The organism is Micromonospora sp. NPDC049836, assembly GCF_044465125.1.
GTDB lineage: Bacteria > Actinomycetota > Actinomycetes > Mycobacteriales > Micromonosporaceae > Micromonospora.
Genome location: NZ_JBITLH010000002.1, coordinates 798472 through 816884, shown reverse-complemented (window position 1 = coordinate 816884; position 18413 = coordinate 798472). Strand labels below are relative to the sequence as shown.

Annotated in this window: 12 protein-coding genes; all 12 read left to right on the top strand. The window is 73.4% G+C overall.

Going from position 1 to position 18413, the window contains the following annotated elements; genetic code table 11:
• The first annotated feature begins 133 nt into the window (after positions 1-133).
• A complete protein-coding gene (locus ACIBPB_RS07500; protein WP_396838735.1) occupies positions 134-724 on the top strand; it encodes a hypothetical protein in 591 nt (196 codons plus the stop codon).
• Entirely contained in the window at positions 714-1736 is a 1023-nt protein-coding gene (locus ACIBPB_RS07495; RefSeq protein ID WP_396838734.1) for a BtrH N-terminal domain-containing protein, read from the top strand. Before ACIBPB_RS07500 ends, ACIBPB_RS07495 begins: the two co-directional genes overlap by 11 nt.
• 18 nt (positions 1737-1754) lie before the next feature.
• Complete coding sequence (locus tag ACIBPB_RS07490; RefSeq protein ID WP_396838733.1) at positions 1755-3050, top strand: DegT/DnrJ/EryC1/StrS family aminotransferase; 1296 nt, start codon at positions 1755-1757, stop codon at positions 3048-3050.
• Positions 3047-3877, top strand: coding sequence for a transketolase (locus ACIBPB_RS07485; protein WP_396838732.1), 831 nt, complete (start codon positions 3047-3049; stop codon positions 3875-3877). The genes ACIBPB_RS07490 and ACIBPB_RS07485 overlap by 4 nt, the downstream gene beginning before the upstream one ends.
• Positions 3874-4839: a transketolase C-terminal domain-containing protein gene (locus ACIBPB_RS07480; RefSeq protein ID WP_357312112.1), complete on the top strand. Its 966-nt coding sequence runs from the start codon at positions 3874-3876 to the stop codon at positions 4837-4839. Before ACIBPB_RS07485 ends, ACIBPB_RS07480 begins: the two co-directional genes overlap by 4 nt.
• On the top strand, positions 4836-5009 hold the full coding sequence (locus ACIBPB_RS07475) for a lysine biosynthesis protein LysW (protein ID WP_357312115.1): 174 nt from the start codon (positions 4836-4838) through the stop codon (positions 5007-5009). The genes ACIBPB_RS07480 and ACIBPB_RS07475 overlap by 4 nt, the downstream gene beginning before the upstream one ends.
• Positions 5006-6025 carry an N-acetyl-gamma-glutamyl-phosphate reductase gene (gene argC / locus ACIBPB_RS07470; RefSeq protein WP_396838731.1) on the top strand — a complete coding sequence of 340 codons (1020 nt, stop codon included), beginning with the start codon at positions 5006-5008 and terminating at the stop codon, positions 6023-6025. Before ACIBPB_RS07475 ends, argC begins: the two co-directional genes overlap by 4 nt.
• Before the next feature lie 7 nt (positions 6026-6032).
• Positions 6033-6896 carry a [LysW]-aminoadipate kinase gene (locus ACIBPB_RS07465; RefSeq protein ID WP_396838730.1) on the top strand — a complete coding sequence of 288 codons (864 nt, stop codon included), beginning with the start codon at positions 6033-6035 and terminating at the stop codon, positions 6894-6896.
• Between the two features lie 2 nt (positions 6897-6898).
• Positions 6899-7093 carry an MbtH family protein gene (locus tag ACIBPB_RS07460; protein ID WP_396838729.1) on the top strand — a complete coding sequence of 65 codons (195 nt, stop codon included), beginning with the start codon at positions 6899-6901 and terminating at the stop codon, positions 7091-7093.
• Between the two features lie 48 nt (positions 7094-7141).
• The gene (locus ACIBPB_RS07455) at positions 7142-14512 is read left to right on the top strand and encodes an amino acid adenylation domain-containing protein (protein WP_396838728.1); all 7371 of its coding nucleotides are present in this window, start codon (positions 7142-7144) and stop codon (positions 14510-14512) included.
• Between the two features lie 3 nt (positions 14513-14515).
• On the top strand, positions 14516-17653 hold the full coding sequence (locus tag ACIBPB_RS07450) for an amino acid adenylation domain-containing protein (RefSeq protein WP_396838727.1): 3138 nt from the start codon (positions 14516-14518) through the stop codon (positions 17651-17653).
• Between the two features lie 575 nt (positions 17654-18228).
• Positions 18229-18390 (top strand): arabinofuranosidase catalytic domain-containing protein, encoded by a 162-nt coding sequence (locus ACIBPB_RS07445; RefSeq protein WP_396838725.1) that lies wholly within the window; start codon positions 18229-18231, stop codon positions 18388-18390.
• Positions 18391-18413: the final 23 nt, after the last annotated feature.

Genomic DNA, 18413 nt, shown 5'->3' with positions numbered 1-18413 from the left:
TAGTCAGCTGGATTACCCGGAGAGCACCTCAAGAGGTCAATTTGGACATTAACGGTAATCGTTGTGCAGACGAAATGAGGGATTCAGTGACCTAGATTGGTCTCACCGAAGAGCGTTCCAGTGAGGGAGAGACATGCTCGCCTCCAGTGCCGTTTCCCACCGGTGCGATCCGGTCGACATATCCGGTCACCGCAACAACACCGCCATCTCGTCGGCGACGGCGACGAAGGCCGGCCACTTCAACGTGTGGGGCAACTCGTTCGCCGCCGAGCACCTGCCGGCCGGCGGAAGCCTCGTCCACGTGGCAGGCGTGCCCTTCCGGTTCCCGCCGGTGTGCGCCGGCCCGGACAACATCCGCTGCGAAGGACAGTTCATCGCCGTAGCGGAGGGCCGTTACGACTGGGTACACGTCCTGGCCGCGGCCGAGCGGCGCTGCGAGGACACCGTCGAGCTGAACTTCGCTGACGGCCCGGTCGACGCCGAGCCGCTGCGGGTCTCCGACTTCTGGGCGGCGCCGGCCTGGTTCGGTGAACTCCTGGCGTTCCAGAGCCCGGTCATGCACTACCCGCACCACGTGCAGCGGGGCGTGCCGGCGGTCATGTGGGCCCAACGGGTGCCGGTCACCCGGCGGGCCGACCTCGCCGGCATCCGCCTGCCGCGCAACGTCGCGATGCACATCTTCGCGGTCACGCTCCAACGCGCGGGGGCCGACCATGACCAGTGAGGTGACGGCCCGGACCTACCTGATCGGCGAGCCGGAGCTGTGGTATCGCGACCTGGTCAGCTGCCTGCAGGCCACGTTCGGCACGCTGGTGGCCCGACTGGGCGCCGACCCGCTGGCCGTGCTCGGGGCGGGCTGGCGGTTCCTGCACCTGCCCGGCGACGTCCGGTTCGACGAGTTCTACTACCCCTGTCCGGACGGCGACCTGGGCGCGGCCCTGGCCCCGCACCACGAGCTGCGGGCCCGCTGGTGGCAGCCGGCCGACGGGGACGACGTCTGGCGGGAGGTCCGCGAGTCGCTGGCCGGCGACCAGCCGGTCATCGCCGCGGTGGACAACTTCTACCTGCCGTTCCGGCCCGCCTACGGCGATGTGCACGCCGCCCACCTCGTGGTGATCTACGGCCTGGACGAGGACCGCGGACTCGTGTACGTCTCGGACGCGATGCCGCCGGCCTACCGCGGTCCGGTCCCGATCGAGGAGTTCCTGAACAGCTGGGGTTCGACCAACCCGGCCGACGTGCAGGACGCGTTCTTCAGCGACTCGCGGATCGGCCGGCGCTGTCTGGACGTCCGGCTCGACACCCCGCCCGCGCCGCTGACCCCCGACCTGCTCGACGGCTACCTGCGCGTCGACGTCGACGACTTCACCACCGCCACCGCGGCCCGCACCGGTCTCGCCGGGTTCGACGCGTTCGCCGAAGAACTCGTCGAGAGATGCCGGGCCGGGGACGCCACCGCGCTGCGCGAGCTGTACCCGTTCGGCTGGGGCATGCAGGCGCAGGCGTCGCTGCACGGCGAACTGCTACGCCGCTGCGGCCGGGAGTGGGGCGATCCGGCCCTCGCCGGAGCCGGACGGGCCGTCGAGGCGGTCGCCCACGCCTGGACCGGGCTGCGCATCACCGGCGCGCACGGGATCGCCGACGCCCGGGCGGTGTCCGCCGACATCGCTCACCACGCCACCGTCCTGCGCGGCAAGTACGCGTACGCCGTCGACGCCGTCAGCGCGGCGATCTGAGTACCCGGAGAGGCAGCGATGAGCAAGCTGGCAGCGTTCGGCGGCACGGCCGCCGTACCGAAGGACCGGCGCGGCGTGGACTGGCCGCTGATCGAGGACGAGGACCGCAAGGCCGTCCTCGACACGCTCGACGGCGGCCGGCTGGTGTCCAACACCGAGGGCAGCAACCCGGTCGCCACCCTGGAGGCGAACTGGGCGCAGCGGTTCGGCTTCGACCACTGTGTGGCGGTGTCCACCGGTACGGCCGCGCTGTCCCTGGCGCTGGCCGGGCTCGGGATCGGACCGGGCGACGAGGTGATCGTGCCCGCGCTCAGCTTCATCGCCACCGGGCTCGCGCCGGTACACCAGATGGCCACTCCCGTGTTCGCCGACGTCGACGCGGTCACGTTCAACCTCGACCCGGACGACGTCGAGCGCCGGATCACGCCGAGAACCGCGGCGATCATCCCGGTGCACCTGCACGGCGCACCGGCCGACATGGACCGGCTCCTCGACATCGCGGGCCGGCACGGCCTCGCGGTGATCGAGGACGCGGCCCAGGCCCCCGGCGCGACCTACCGAGGGCGGCCGGTCGGCGGGATCGGCGACGCGGGCGCGTTCAGCCTGCAGGTCACGAAGAACATCCCGACCTGCGGCGAAGGCGGCCTGCTCGTGACCGGCCGCGCCGAGTTGGCCGAGGCGGTCCGCCGGGCCCGGCAGTTCGGCGAGGTGATCGAGAACGGCCGGGACCGCGACTACGTGTCCTACGGCCTGGGCTGGAACCACAAGATGAACGCGATCCAGGCCGCCTTCACCACCGCGCAGCTCGCCCGGTTCGACGAGTACGAACGCCAACGGCAACGCAACGTCGCCGACTTCCTCGCCCGGCTCGCCGCGCTGCCCGGCCTGCGCGTACCGACCGCCCTCCCGGACACCACGCACGCCTGGCACATCCTGCGGTTCCGGTTCGAGCGGGCCGGGTTCGGCCTCTCCGACGACGTACGGCCGGCGGCGCTGCGCTCGGCGCTGCGGCGGCTGCTGCGCGCCGAGGGCGTGCCGATGTCGCAGTACCAGCTCATGCCGCTGCCCGACCAGAAGGTATTCGTCGACCGCGTCGGGTTCGGCGGAGGCTATCCGTGGACGGTGACCGGCGATGCGGCCCCGGCCGCCGCGGACCACCCGGTGGCCCGCGCGATCATCGCCGACTCCCTCACCCTCCAGAAGCGTCACCTCAATCCGGGATCGGGCGAGCTGCTCGGCCTCTACGCGGACGCGTTCGAGAAGGTCTGGGCGAACCGGGACGCGGTGGCGACGCTCGCGGCGGCGGCGTCATGACCACGGCCGAGGACACCCTGGAGGCGGTCGCCAGCCGCATCCGCGCGCACGTCGTGGACATGTGCGCCGGGCCGGAAGGCGGCCACCTCGGCGGCGCACTGTCCTGCGTCGAGGTGCTCAGCGCACTGTACTTCTCGGTGCTCAACGTGGACCCGCGGCGGCCGGACCACCCGGACCGTGACCGCTTCCTGCTCAGCAAGGGCCACGCCGCCCTGGCCCTGTACGCGGCGCTCGCCGAACGGGGCTTCTTCCCGGTCGCGGAGCTCGCCGGATACGGACGGCCGGGCAGCCGGTTGATGGGTCATCCGGTGCGCGCGGTGCCCGGTGTCGAGCTGCCGACCGGGTCGCTCGGCCACGGTCTCGCGCTGTCCTGCGGGTTCGCGCTGGCCAACCGGTACGCGGGCCGCGACTCGCGCAGCTTCGTGCTCCTCGGCGACGGTGAACTCCAGGAGGGTTCGGTCTGGGAGGGGGCCATCGCGGCCGCGTCGCTGCGGCTGGACCGGCTGGTCGCCGTCGTGGACCGCAACGGGCTGCAACTGACCGGTCCGGCCGAGCGGATCGCGCCGATGGAGCCGCTGGCCGAACGCTGGCGCAGCTTCGGCTGGGCGGTCCGCGAGGTGGACGGCCACGACGCGACCCGACTGGCCGACCACCTCGCCGCCGCACCGTGGGAGCCGGGCCGGCCGAGTGTGCTGATCGCCCGCACGGTCAAGGGGCACGGGCTGTCGTTCCTCGCCGGCCGGGCCGACAGCCACTACGTGACGCTGTCGCCGCGCAACCATGCCCGGGCGCTCGCCGCGCTGGCCGTCCCGGACGCCGTCCGATGAGCCGCGCCGTCCGGGAGGCGTACCGGGACCGCCTGCTGTCCCTGCTGGAGGGGCATCCGGAGGTGATCTGCCTGGACACCGACACCGGCCTGTTCCGCCCGGAGCACGTCGCGGCGGCCGGGGACCAGTACCTCAACCTCGGCATCGCCGAGCACAACCTGATGGGGATCGCCGCGGGCATGGCCGCGTGCGGGCGCATGCCGTTCGTGAACACGATGGCCGCGTTCGCCGCCTCGCGGGCGCTGGAAGCCATCAAGATCGACATCGCGTACAACCGGCTGCCGGTCCGCATCATGGCCACCCACGGCGGCCTCGCCGCAGGCCACCTCGGCCCGACCCACCAGGCCCTGGAGGACCTGGCCGTGCTGCGGGTGCTGCCCGGGATGACCGTGGTGGTGCCGGCCGACGCGGCGGCCACGGAGGCGTTCGTCGCGCAGAGCCTGAGCCTGGCCGGACCGCTCTACGTCCGGCTCGACCGCAAAGCGTCGCCGCCGCTGCCGCCGGCCCCTGCCCCGGTCATCGGTCGCGCGCAGACGCTGCGAACGGGCGGTGACGCGGTCCTCGCGTGCTGCGGCCCCTACCCGACGCTGGCCTGCCTCGCCGCGGCGGACGCCCTCGCCGGGCGCGGCATCGACACCACCGTGCTGAACCTGCACACGGTGCGACCCCTCGACACCGAGACGCTGATCGAGGCGGCGCGACCGGCCGCGCTCGTGGTGACGGTCGAGGAGCACTGGCGCGGCGGCGGCCTCGGCGGCGCGGTGACCGAAGCCCTGGCCGAGGCCACGCCGACGAAGGTCCTGCGGCTGGGGATGCCGGACCAGTTCGTCGACGCGGTCGGCAACCAGGAATACCTGCTCACGCACTACGACATCACGGCGGAACGGATCGTGACCATGGTCCGCACCGCACTCGACGCGATGGCTCACTTCGACCAACCAGTGAAAGGACGTCACCCATGACCACCATGTCGGCCTGCCCGCAATGCGCGGACGAGGTGTCCATCAGCGAATCGGTACGGCTCAACGAGATCATCGAGTGCGCCGGCTGCCGGAACGAACTGGAGATCGTCGCCCTGGGTCCGGCGGTGCTCGCGCTCGCCCCCGAGATCGAAGAGGACTGGGGCGAGTGATCCGCGTCGCTGTCGTCGGCGCGGCCGGGTTCATCGGCGGGGAACTGCTGCGACTGCTCGTCGGCCACCCGGAGGTCGAGGTGACGGCCGCGGTCTCCTCCCGATTCGCCGGAAAACGGGTCGACGGTGTCCACCCGAACCTGCGATCCGCCACCGACCTGCTGTTCTGTTCGGTGGACGAGGTGGACGAGTACGACACCGTCTTCCTGGCCACGCCGCACGGCGCCGCGATGACCCAGATCGAGCGCTGGATCGGGCACACCAAGCAGGTCATCGACCTCACCGGCGACTTCCGGCTGGCCGACAGCGAGGTCTTCCAGCGCTACTACCGGACCCCGCACGCCGCGCCGCACCTGCTCGGCGAGTTCGTTCCGGGGATCCCGGAGCTGCACCGGGAGCGCCTACGCGGCGCCGACCTGGTCAGCGTGCCCGGATGCATGGCAGTGGCCGGCGTGCTCTCGCTCCACCCGATCCGGGACATGATCGGACCGGACGTCCGCCTGGACGCGCGCACCGGGTCCAGCGGATCCGGGGCCACCGCCGGGGACGGCAACCTGCACGCCTTCCGCAGCGGGGCGATGCGGGTGTTCGCGCCGACCGGGCACCGGCACGAAGCGGAGATCGCCCGGCACGTCGGCGTGCGGGTCACCATGACCGCGACCGGGGTCGAGGCGGTGCGGGGCGTGCAGACGATCTGTCACGTCAACCCGAAACCCGGCGTCGACGGGAAGGCGGTACGCCAGGCGTTCCGGGAGCGGTACCGCGACGAGCCGTTCGTCCGGCTGGTCGCGCAGCAGCGCGGCCGGTACCGGTTCCCGGAGCCGAAGATCCTGTCGGGTTCGAACTTCTGCGACGTCGGGTTCGCGTTCGACGAGGACACCGGCCGGCTGATCACCATCGCGGCGCTGGACAACCTCATGAAGGGCGGCGCCGGCAACGCGGTCCAGTGCCTGAACATCCGCATGGGCTGGCCGGAGAGCTTCGGCCTGTCCTTCCCCGGCCTGCACCCCGCCTAGGAGAGCCGTGACCAGGTTGCTGACGGTCGTCAAGTGTGGCGGGAACCCGGCCGTGGACTCCGCGGGCATCTGCGCCGACGTCGCCCGGCTCGTCCAGCGGGGCGAGTCCGTCGTCCTGGTGCACGGCGGCTCCGGCGAGATCGCCCGGCTGGCCGGGAAGCTGGACGTGCCACAGCGCACCCTGGTCGCCCCGGACGGGGTGTCGGCCCGGTACACCGATCCGGCGATGCTGGAGGTCGTCGTGCTCGCGCTGGCCGGGGCGGTCAAACCGGCGCTCGTCGCCGCGCTGTCCGGCCTCGGGGTGCCGGCCGTCGGCCTCACCGGCCTCGACGGCGGCATGCTGCGGGCCCGCCGCAAACCGGCCGTCCGGGCGGTGGTGGACGGCCGGACCGTGCTGGTGCGGGACAACCACAGCGGCCAGCTCGGCGCCGTCCGCACCGAACTGCTGGACGGCCTGCTGCGGTCCGGTTTCGTGCCGGTGGTCTCACCGCCGGCGATCGACGAGCACGACCACCCGGTGAACGTCAACGCCGACCGCGTGGCCGCGGCGCTCACGGTGGCGCTCGGCGCCGACCGGCTGGTGCTGCTGACCGGTGCGCCCGGCGTGCTCGCCGATGCCGAGGACGACACCAGCGTGCAGAGCACCTACGAGGTGCCCCCGACCGGTGCACCCGGATCCGTCGCCGGCGGCGGTATGGCGCTCAAACTCGTCGCCGCCCGGGAGGCGTTGGCCGGCGGGGTGGCCTCGGTGCGGATCGCCGACGGGCGGGTGCCCGATCCGATCAGCCGGGCCTTGGCCGGGTCCGGGACAACGGTGACCATGGCCGGCGCCTTGTCGGTGGCCGGCCGGTCCACGCGAAAGGGGAACTGACGATGGAGCGCACCTACCTCGTGGTCGTCAACGACGAGGAGCAGTACTCGATCTGGGACGCCGACGGTGACCTGCCGGCCGGGTGGCGCGGTGAAGGCTTCCGCGGCCCCGAGGCCGACTGCCTGGCCCACATCGAGGAGATCTGGACCGACATGCGTCCGCTGAGCCTGCGCCGCGCCCTGGCGTCGGGCACCTGACCCACCGCGCCGCGAATCAAGCCGCCACCAGCAGAGAAAGCGTGCGTGATGATCCTCGATCAATTCCACTCCCGCGTCACCCAGGCGCCGGATGCGATCGCCGTGCAGGATGGCGACCGGCGGCTCACCTACCTGACGTTGGCCAGGCACGCCGCCGGCCTGGCGGCCCGGCTCACCCGGCGTGGCGTCCGACCGGGTGACGTGGTCGCCGTCTACGCCGACCGGTCCGCCGAGATCGTCGTCGCCGAGCTGGCCGTGCTGCTGGCCGGCGCCGCCTACGTACCGCTCGATCCGGCCCACCCGAGCACGCGGACCACGGGGCTGCTGGGCCTGTCCGGGGCCGCCGCCGTGATCACCACCCGACCGCTGCTGTCGGCCGGCGCGGAGCTCGGCGACCCCGAGGTCGTCGACCTGGCGCAGCCGCCCGCCGGATGCTACGAGGCGGTCCCGCAGCCGGCCGACGACGCGCTGGCCTACGTCATCTTCACGTCGGGTTCGACGGGCCGGCCCAAGGCGGCCGCGGTCCGCCACGGCGGCCTCGCGAACCTCATGCGCTGGCACGAGAACGCCTTCGGCCTGGGCGAGCGGGACCGCACCACGCTGCTGTGCGCCCCCGGATTCGACGTCTCGGTGTGGGACACCTGGCCCACGCTGGCCGCGGGCGGCACGCTCGTGGTGCCGCCCGCGGCCGTGCGCGCCTCGCCGCCGGACCTGGTCGCCTGGCTGGCCGATGAGCGGATCACCGCGGCCTTCCTGCCCACGCCGCTGGCCGAGGCGGTGCTCGACGTGCCGTGGCCGGCGCACACCGCGCTCCGGTGGCTGCACACCGGTGGCTCCGCGCTGCAGCGCGGCATGCCGCCCGGCCTGCCGTTCACCCTGGTCAACGTGTACGGCCCGGCCGAGTGCACGGTGGTCGCGACGACCGCCGTGGTGCCGCCGGGCGGGCCGGTGCCGCCGCCGATCGGCGTGCCCCTCGACGGTGTGCGCTGTTACGTGCTCGACGGCTTCGACGTGGTGCCCGACGGCACGCCCGGCGAGATGTGCCTGGCCGGCGCGTGCCTGGCCCGGGGCTACCTGGACGACCCGGCCGCCACCGCGCGGTCGTTCGTGCCCGACGTCGCGGTCCCGGGCCAGCGGATGTACCGCACCGGCGACCTGGTCCGCCGCCGGCCCGACGGGACCTTCGAGTACCTCGGCCGGCTCGACGACCAGGTCAAGATCCGTGGATTCCGGATCGAACCCGGCGAGATCGCGGCCGTCCTGCGGCAGCACCCGGCCGTCCGGGAGTCCTACGTGGCCGCCCGACGCACCGGCTCCGCCGACCCGGTGCTGCACGCCTACGTCGCCGCGGACGCCACGCCGGCCGAGCTGATCGCGTTCGTGGCGGCCCGGCTGCCCGGGTACATGGTGCCCGCGGCCGTCGTCGTGCTGCCCGCGCTGCCGATGACGGCCAACGACAAGGTGGACCGGGCCGCGTTGCCCGCACCCGACCGGGTGGCCGCCGGCCTGGCCGCGGTGGCCGCACCCCAGCGCACGCCGACCCAGGGCGCGGTCGCCCGGATCGTGTCCGACCTGCTCGGTGGCGTGGCGGTCGGCGCCGACGACGACTTCTTCGCTCTCGGCGGCACCTCGCTGCTGGTCGGCCGGCTCTCGGCCCGGATCGCCGTCGAGCTCGGCGCGAAGCTCAGCCTGGCCGAGCTGGCCCGCGCCCGCACGATCGCCGCGTTCGCCGACCTGGTCGACGAGCGGACCGGCCGACCGCAGGTGGACACCGGCCTGGACCTGGACTCCCCGATCCCGCCGACCCCGCCGCCGATCACCCGGGCCGACCGCAGCCGGCCGATTCCCCTGTCGTTCCAGCAAAGACGGGTGTGGTTCTTCGCGCAGCTGGCCCCGGGCAACATCGCCTACAACTTCCAGGCCACGGTGTCGCTGCGCGGCGACGTGGACACCGCGGCCCTCCGCGCCGCGCTCGACGAGATCGTGCGCCGGCACGAGATGCTGCGGACCACCTTCGTCAGCGTCGACGGTGTCGCGGTGCAGCAGCCGGTCGCGAGCATGGGCGCCCCGCTGCGCGTCCTGGACGTGCCGCGCGAGCAGGCCGACGACGTGGTCGTCGCCGAGCTGGCCCAGCCGTTCGACCTGACCAGCGCGCCGCTGGCCCGCTGGCTGCTGCTGCGCCACGGCGGCGGCGAGAACACGTTCGTCCACGTCGAACACCACTTCATCCACGACGGCTGGTCACTCGCGGTGTTTCTGTCCGAACTGTCGGCGCTCTATCCGGCGTTCGCCGCCGGCCAGCCATCGCCCCTGCCGGAGCTGGCCGTCCAGTACGCGGACTACGCGATCTGGCAGCGGGAGTGGATGGACGGCGAGGTGCTGAAGGCCCACGTCAACCACTGGACCACCCGGCTCGCCGGCGCGTCCGACCGGCTGGAGTTGCCGGCCGACCACCCGCGGCCGCCGGTCGTGAGCCTGCGGGGGGCGGCGCCGCGGATCAAGGTGCCGGCCGAGCTGGCCCGCGCGCTGCGCGCGTTCAGTCGGCAGCACCGGGTGTCGCTGTTCTCGACCATGTACGCCGCCTTCGCCGCGCTGCTGCACCGGTACACCGGGCAGCAGGACCTGCTGGTCGGCACCGGCATGGCCAACCGGAGCCTGCCCGAGCTCCAGCCGCTGCTCGGCATGATCGTCAACACGGTCGTCCTGCGGACCCGGCCGCACGGCCGGATGTCGTTCACCGACCTGCTCGACCAGGTCCAGGAGACCGTGCTCGACGCGCTGGCCTGGTCGGACACCCCGCTGGACACGGTGATCGACGCGATCGGGCCGGAACGTGACTCCGCACGGCTGCCGCTGTTCCAGGTCATGTTCAGCTTCCACGACTCGGCCGTGCCCGACCTCGACTTCGGCGGGCTCACCGGTGCGGTCACCGAGCGGGCGAACGGCTCGGCCAAGGCCGATCTCAACGTCATCGTGGTGCCGCGCGGGGCGCAGCGGGTGGGCCGGGAGTCCCGGCCCGAGGACGACGATCTGAACCTGATCTGGGAGTACTCGACCGACCTGTTCGACGCGTCGACCATGTCCCGGATGGTCGAGCACTACCTGAACCTGCTCGCCGACGCCCTGGCCCGACCGGACACCGCGATCGGCGGGCTGCGACTCATGCCGGACGACGAGTCGCGACGGCTCCAGCGCTGGAGCCGCGGGCCGGCGGTGCCCGCCGCCGAGCCGGGCCGCACGATCCCCGCCCTGTTCGCGGCCCAGGTCGCGATCCGGCCGGACGCGACGGCGCTGCTCTTCGGCACCGAATCCATGACCTACGCGGAGCTGGATCGGCGCAGCAACGCCCTGGCCATGCGGCTGCGCCGCCGCGGGGTGGTCGCTGACGTGCCGGTCGCGGTGGCGATCGAGCGGGGCCCCGACCTCGTGGTGGCCCTGCTGGCCGTGTCGAAGGCCGGCGGCGCGTACCTGCCGATCGACGCGGGCAGCCCCGCGCCCAGGGTGGCGGCCATGGTCGCCGCCGCGGGCGCCCGGCTCCTGCTGGCGACGCGGGCCACCGACCTGACCGGGATACCCGGGGTGGACACGGTGTGCGTCGACGCCGGGCCCATCGACGCCGCCGACGAGCGGACGCCGCCACCGGACCTGTCCCACCCGGACAGCCTGGCCTACATCAGCTTCACCTCGGGCTCGACCGGCGTGCCGAAGGGTGTCGCCGTGCCACACCGCGGCGTGGTCCGGCTCGTCCACGACCCGTCGTTCGCCCCGCTCGGCCCGGGCCAGCGGCTGCTCCACCTCGCCCCGGTCGCGTTCGACGCGTCCACGTGGGAGTTGTGGGGCGCGCTGCTGACCGGCGCGACGACGGTGATCGCGCCGCCCGGCCCGCTCGGGCTGCCGGAGATCGCCGCCCTGCTGCGCTCCGCCGACGTGACGGTCGCGTGGCTCACCGCCGGCCTGTTCCACCAGCTGGCCGAGGCGGATGTCGAGGCCGTCGCCGGTGTCCCCGTCCTCCTGGCCGGCGGCGACGCGCTCAACCCGGCCACGGTGCGCGCCGTGCTGTCGGCCCGCGGTCGCCGACCGCTGGTCAACGGGTACGGCCCGACCGAGAACACCACGTTCACCACGTGTCACGTCATGACCGACCCGGACCAGGTGGCGTCGACGGTGCCCATCGGCCGGCCGATCCAGGGCACCACCGTGCACCTGTTCGACGAGAGCGGCCAGCCGGTGCCGGTCGGTGTGACCGGCGAGCTGTTCACCGGTGGGGACGGCCTCGCCCGCGGCTACGTCGGCAACGCCTCGGCCACCGCGCGGGCCTTCGTGCCCGATCCCCACGGGTGCGGCACACGCCTGTACCGGACCGGGGACCTGGCCCGCTGGCGTGCCGACGGGACACTCGAGTTCGTCGGCCGGGCCGACGACCAGATCAAGATCCGCGGCTTCCGGGTCGAGCCCGGCGAGGTCGCGTCGGTGCTCCGCGCGCATCCGGACGTGGCCGACGCGGTCGTCCTGGTGGCCGGTCAGGGCGTGCAGCGGCACCTGATCGCGTACATGACGCCGGCCGACGGCGCCGACCTGGGCACCCTGCGGCCGGCGTCGCTGCGCGACTTCCTGCTCGGTCGCCTGCCGGAATACCTGGTACCCACCGGGTTCAAGGTCCTCGACCGGTTCCCGCTCAACGCCAACGGCAAGATCGACCGGGCCGCGTTGCCCGCGCCGGAGGTCCAGACCCGCGGGCCGATCACCCCGCCCCGGGGCGAGACCGAGGAGCGGTTGGCCGACGTCTGGCGGCGGCTGCTGCCCGCCGGCGGCCCGTACGGCGACGACATCGGCCGCGAGGACAGCTTCTTCGCCCTCGGCGGCAACTCGCTCCTGGCGTCGCGCCTGATGTTCCGGATCCGTGAGGTGTTCGACGTCGAGCTGCGCATGGCCACCTTCTACGAGAAGCCCACGCTCGTCGACTGTGCCGCCGCGATCGACGCCGCCCGCGACCGGGCGGCGACCGGTCCGGCGCGACCGGCCACCATCGGCCGCCAGGACCGCCGTGCCTTCCGCGCTCGCGCCCCGCAGCCGCCGCCGGGTCGGAAACTTGCGCCGCATCTGGTGCACCTGGGCGGCGATTGGGCGCTGTGGCGGACGGTCTGCCTGCGGGCGGCCGGCTTCCCGGCCCACCTGCTGGCCGGCCTCGGGGCCGCCGACCTGGCCGCGGCGGCCGACGCCGTCGTCGCCGTGGGCGAACAGGCCAGGGCCGCCTACTCCGCCGAGTTCACCGCGGCGGTGCGACGCCAGTGCGCGACCCTGCACGAGGCGGCCAGCCGGCCGGCGCTGCGGGAAGCGGTCGCCTGGCAGAACCGGCACGCGCTGACGACCGGCCTCGATCCGGTGGTCCGACGCGGGCCGGAGCCGGCCAAGCGGGACACCAAGGCCCGCCAGCACGAGGCGCTCATCGCCAGCTACCTGCAGCGGTACTGCGCGAAGAACGACACCATCGGCTTCTTCGGCCCGGTGAGCTGGTCGCGGATCGACGACGGCGCCGGCGTCCGGATCACCCACGACCCGGCGGGGCGGTTTCTGGCGGATCGCATCACCTACCTGGAGGGCTGGGCGGTGGCCGCGATCCTGGCCGAGCACACGATGGCCCTTCGTCCTTGGCTCGTGCCGCGGCGGATGCCGTTCGTCGGTCTCGACGGCACCCAGCTCCGCGTGCCGCTGGCGCCGCCGGTGCCGCTGACCCCGGCCGAGGCGGCGGTCCTGCGGGCCGTCGACGGTGGGCGGGACGCCGGCGCGGTGGCCGAGCGGGTGCTCGCCGACGGGTCGGCCGGGCTGCGGGACGTCGACGAGGTTTTCGCTGTGCTGGCCCGGCTGGCCGACCAGCGCCGGCTGGCCTGGCAGGTCGAGATCTCCCCGCCCGACATCCATCCGGAGCGGACCATGCGGGCGCTGCTGGCCCGGGTGACCGACGACGACGTCCGGGCGGCGGCCACCCGGGCGCTCGACGAGCTGACCGCCGCCCGGGACGAGCTGGCCGGCGCGGCCGGCGACCCGGAAGGGCTGGCCGCGGCCATGGCCGGCCTGGAGGCGACGTTCACCCGCCTGGCCGGCGTCCCGCCCACCCGACGCGCCGGTGAACTGTACGCCGGCCGTACGGTCGCCTACGAGGAGTGCCGGCGTGCCGACACCGTGCGCTTCGGCGCCGACACGTTGGACGGGATCCGGGAGGCGCTGGCGCTGGTGCTCGACAGTGCCCGATGGTTCGTCGGCGCCTGTGCCGAGGTGTACACCGGCCAGTTCGAGGCGGCCTACCGGAAGCGGGCCGCCGCGCTCGGCACCGATGTCGTGCCGTTCGCCGACTTCTGGCTGCTCGTCAACGACGCCCTGTTCCACCGGGCGCCGACCCTCATCCAGCCTGCGGTGGCGGCGCTGCAGGAGCACTGGTCGGCGATCCTTGACCTGCCCGAAGGTTCCCGGCGGGTCCAGCTGCGCTCGGCCGACCTGCGGCGCCGGGCGGCCGGCCGGTTCCCGGCCCCGCCGCGGCCGTGGCCGACGGCCGTGTTCCACAGCCCGGACCTGATGATCGCCGGGGCCGACGCCGCTGCCGGCGGCCGGCTCACCTGGGTGCTCGGCGAGGTCCACCCCAGCAAGATCACCGCCCGCTACGGCACGTGGCTGGAGCTGCACGACGACCCGGGCGGCTACCACGCGGCCATGCGCCACGACCTCGCCGGACCGGTCGTCTGGCAGGCCGAGACGGCCGAGATCAGCGGCAGCGCCACCCGGCAGGCCGGTGCGCTGGTGTCCCCGGGCGACCGGTGGCTCGTCTGGTCGCACGACGCCAACGGCTACGACCCGGCCTCGACCCTGGCCGTGGGGGACTGCGACGTGATCGACTCGCCGACCGGGCTGCGGGTCCGGCACCGCGACGGCACATTCGAGCGCGACCTGCTCCCGGTCCTCGGCGACCTGATCATGAGCGTGATCATCAACAGCTTCGACCCGGTGCCACCCGCCGCCCACACGCCCCGGGTCACCATCGACGATCTCGTGGTCGGCCGGGAGCGGTGGACGTTCGCCGCTACCGACCTCGCGTTCGCCGCGACGGCCGACGAGAGCAGCCGTTACCTGCAGGCCCGGGCCTGGGTGACCGGCCACGGACTGCCTCGGCACGTGTTCCTCCGGTTCGCCGGCGAGCGCAAGCCGATCTACGCGGACCTGACCAGCCTCGCGTCGATCGACCTGATCTCCCGGTCGGTCCGACGCTGTCGCCACCACGGCGGGGCCGAGGCGACGGTGACCGTCGTCGAGATGCTGCCGGAACCGGATCAGACCTGGCTCGTCGATGCCGACGGCCGGCGTTACACCAGCGAACTGCGCCTGGTCGCAGTGGACCAGATGACGGCTGACCAGAGTCAGGAAGGCTGAGGCGTGACTGTATACGAGCTTCCGACGTCGTTCGCCCAGCGGCGGATGTGGCTGCTGGTCGAGATGGACCCCGACCTGCCCGCGTACAACATCTCCTGGGCGGTGTGGCTGGACGGCCCGCTCGACGTCGACGCGCTGCGAGGAGCCTGGGACGCGGCCCTGGCCCGGCACGAATCCCTACGCACCACGTTCCGCCACGAGGCCGGCGTGCCGGTGCAGATCGTCGACGACGAGCCGGATCCGCGGCCGCTGCTGAGCACCTCGGTCGAGGACCTGCCCGACGGCGAGCGGGTACCGGCCGCCCAGGCGCTGATCCGCGACATGGCCGGCATCACCTTGGATGTGGCCACCGGGCCGCTCGCCGTGGCCACCCTGGTCCGGATGTCGCCGGAGGCCCACGTCCTCGCGGTCGTGGCCCACCACATCGTGGCCGACGGCTGGTCGTTCCGCGTCCTGTTCGACGAACTGGCCACCGACTACGAGGCGATCATCCGCGACGGCGCCCCGACCGTCGCGGAGCCGGCGATCCAGTACGCCGACTACGCCATCTGGCAGCTCGGGCACGCCGAGGACGGCGGGTACGCGCCGGCCGACCGGTTCTGGCAGCACGAGCTGGCCGACGCGCCGTCGGCGTTGTCGCTGCCGAACGACGAGCCGTACCCGGTCCGCCAGACCTTCGCCGGCCGGTCCATCCACACCACACTGGACAACGGCCTGGCCGACGCGCTCCGGCAGCTCGCGGCCCGGCAGGGCACCACGATGTTCGCCGTCCTGCTGGCCGCCTACGCGGTCGTGTTGTCCCGGCTGACCGACAGTGACGACCTGGTGATCGCGGTACCGATGGCCGCTCGGACCCGGCCGGAGACGGAGACGATGGTCGGCCTGCTGATGAACACCGTGCCGATCCGGGTCCGGATCGACCGGGACGCCACGCTCGGCGACCTGGTGCGATCGGTCCACCGCGCGACCGCGCGGGCGCTCGCCCACCAGGAGCTGCCGTTCGAGCGGATGGTGGAGCTGCTGCGCCCCGACCGCGACCCGGCCCGGTTCACGCTGACCCAGGTGATGTTCGCGATGGAGGAGTCCTGGGCCGTCCCCGACCGCGGCGGGCTCCACTGGCGACCCGAGCTGGTGGAGAACGGCACGACGAAGTTCGAGATCGAGCTGACCGTCACCGAGACGGCGGCCGGCCCCCAGGTGCGGGTCACCTACAACCGCGACCTGTTCCACGACGCGACCGGGCAACTCGTGACCGACGGCTTCCAGGCGATCCTGCGCTGCCTCGCCGACCACCCGGACCGGGCCGTCGCCGACGCGGAGATCATGTCTCCCGACCTGTCGGCCCTGGTCACTCACCGCTGGCCGGACGGCGGCCCGCACCTCGACCCGGACGCGACCGCGGTGGCCCGGCTGCACGCGGCGTGTGCCGGTGACGCGGTCGTCATCACCGGCAGCGACGGCGAACTGACCGGCGCGCAGGTGCGCGACGGGGCCCGGCGGATCGCCGCCGCGCTGGCCGACCGGGGCGTCGGCGCGTCCGACCGGGTGGCGATCCTGCTGCCCCGCGGCGCCCGGCTCCTGCCCGCGATCCTCGGTGTCTGGTCGACCGGCGCGGCCCATATACCGCTGGACCCGATCTATCCGGAACAGCGCATCGCCATGATGCTGGCTGATGCCGGGGCGGCCGCGATCGTGGTCGACAGCGGGGTCGCGGGTGCACCCGCCCTCCCACCGGCGGCGCCGCCGATACCGGTCGTCGACCTGGCCGCGCTCCCCGCGCCCCTGGAGGAGCCCGAACCGGTACTCGACCGGCCGCCGTCGGCCCCGGCCGTGACCATCTTCACCTCCGGGTCGACCGGCCGGCCCAAGGCGGTCACCGTGACCCAGGGGGGCATCGCGGCGCTGCTCGACGCGGTCGCGCCGAAGCTTGCCCTCGGCCCGCGGGACCGGTTCGTCGCCGTGTCGACGTTCGCGTTCGACATCGCCCTGGTCGAGCTGCTCGCGCCGGTACTGGCCGGCGGACGCGTCGTGGTCGCCGACACCGACCAGGTCAAGGACCCGGCCCGACTGCGCGAACTGCTGATCGACAGCGGCGCGACGGCCCTGCAGGCCACACCGGCCGGCTGGCGGATGCTCGTCGACGCCGGCGGCATCCCGGACACCGTGTCGCTGCGGATGACCGCCGGGGAGCCGCTGCCCCGGGACCTCGCCGACGTGCTGTGCGCCGGCCCGCGAGCGCGCGTGTGGAACCTGTACGGCCCGACCGAGACGACGATCTACTCCGGCGGCGACGCCGTCGCCGGATCGCCGGCCCCGATCGAGATCGGGTCGATCATCGCCGGGACCCGGCTGTACGTGCTCGACGGCCGGCAGCGACCGGTCCCGCCGGGCGTCTTCGGGGAGGTCTGCATCGGCGGAGCCGGGGTGGCCCACGGCTACCACGGCTCGCCCGGGATGACCGCGGCCCGCTTCCGGCCGGACCCGTTCGACCCGCGGCCGGGCGCCCGGCTGTACCGGACCGGGGACGTCGGCCGGTGGCGCCGGACCGGCCGGATCGAGCTGGCCGGCCGGGTCGACCGGCAGATCAAGATCCGCGGGTACCGGATCGAGAGCGGCGAGGTCGAGGCGGCCCTCCGAAGCCACCCCGACGTCGCCGAGGCCGTGGTGTCGGTGCGCGGCGGCGGTGACGACGTGCGCCTGGTCGGCTACGTCATCACCGCGAACGGCGCCGAACAGCCGCCCGCCGGGCTGAGTGAACACCTGCGGCGGACGCTTCCCGACTACATGGTCCCGGCCGCGTACATGGTGCTGCCTGAGCTGCCGCTCACGCGCAGCGGCAAGGTCGACTACCGCGCCCTGCCCGAGCCCGAGTGGACCGCGTCGTCGAGCCCCGAGCGGGTCGCCCCGCGCACACCGGTCGAGGCCCGACTGGCCGCGATCGTGGCCGAGCTGCTGCTGCTGCCGGCGCCGGTCGGCGTGCGGGACAACTTCTTCGCCCTCGGCGGGCACTCGCTGACGGCGGCCCGGTTGATGGCCCGGATCCGGGCCGACTACGGCATCGACCTACCGATCCGGACGTTGTTCTCCGATCCCACGGTCGCCGGTCTGGCCGCCACGATGGCCGCCGGCCGCCCCGAATGACCCGCGGGTGCTCACCAGGTCGCCCTTGTCGGCCAGGGCGTACTCCGGGGGAGTGCTGGCCCTGTCTGTTTCGGCGGCGGACTCCGGTGTGGATCGGGCCAGTGAAGACGTAGAGGTGACGGGACCGCGGTGCGCGTCCGCCGGTTGCGCATTTCCCGGACGCGGACCAACTCTGCCTGCTTGATCAGGGTTCGTGGAAGCTGACCCACCGGTCAGGCTGGTGCCACCGCATGACGGGGGTGTGTCTCGGCGAGCGGCCGGAACACGCCGTCGGCGCACGAGGGCTGTCCCGGCCTTAGAGAAACCGCCGAAAAACTGTTATGAACGCCGTGTTCGGGCGGCCGCCAGCGGCCCGGCCGAGTGGCGCAGCGCCCGGGACGGTCGAATAGGAAAACGACCCTCTTGAATGGTCGCGGGCATTCTGGCAGTCTCCACAGTCATCAGACGTCTTACGTCGACGCCCCCAACCGGAGATCGGCAACCGATGCCACCGGCGGTTTGTTGTTAGCGCTAACACCGCCCGGGTGCACCACCCGCCCCCACCACCGACCGACCTTGCTTCGAGAGGACCTGCGATGGCCGAATCCTGCTCAGGGACCAGCCGCCGACGGCTGCTCGCGGGTGGCGCGAGCCGCACCGCCGGCACCCTCCACGAGGGCGCCATCGTCGCCGGCAACCCGTCCGACTCCACCGAGAACTCGGTCCGGGCCAACGTCGTGGCCGTGGGTCGCCGCTAGTCGAAGCCCTTCGCACACCTCAG

What these genes read in the sequence shown, in the direction of transcription:
- ACIBPB_RS07500 (WP_396838735.1), top strand. Translation starts at nt 134, where the DNA reads ATGCTCGCCTCCAGTGCCGTTTCCCACCGGTGCGATCCGGTCGACATA.
- ACIBPB_RS07495 (WP_396838734.1), top strand. Translation starts at nt 714, where the DNA reads ATGACCAGTGAGGTGACGGCCCGGACCTACCTGATCGGCGAGCCGGAG.
- ACIBPB_RS07490 (WP_396838733.1), top strand. Translation starts at nt 1,755, where the DNA reads ATGAGCAAGCTGGCAGCGTTCGGCGGCACGGCCGCCGTACCGAAGGAC.
- ACIBPB_RS07485 (WP_396838732.1), top strand. Translation starts at nt 3,047, where the DNA reads ATGACCACGGCCGAGGACACCCTGGAGGCGGTCGCCAGCCGCATCCGC.
- ACIBPB_RS07480 (WP_357312112.1), top strand. Translation starts at nt 3,874, where the DNA reads ATGAGCCGCGCCGTCCGGGAGGCGTACCGGGACCGCCTGCTGTCCCTG.
- ACIBPB_RS07475 (WP_357312115.1), top strand. Translation starts at nt 4,836, where the DNA reads ATGACCACCATGTCGGCCTGCCCGCAATGCGCGGACGAGGTGTCCATC.
- ACIBPB_RS07460 (WP_396838729.1), top strand. Translation starts at nt 6,899, where the DNA reads ATGGAGCGCACCTACCTCGTGGTCGTCAACGACGAGGAGCAGTACTCG.
- ACIBPB_RS07455 (WP_396838728.1), top strand. Translation starts at nt 7,142, where the DNA reads ATGATCCTCGATCAATTCCACTCCCGCGTCACCCAGGCGCCGGATGCG.
- ACIBPB_RS07445 (WP_396838725.1), top strand. Translation starts at nt 18,229, where the DNA reads ATGGCCGAATCCTGCTCAGGGACCAGCCGCCGACGGCTGCTCGCGGGT.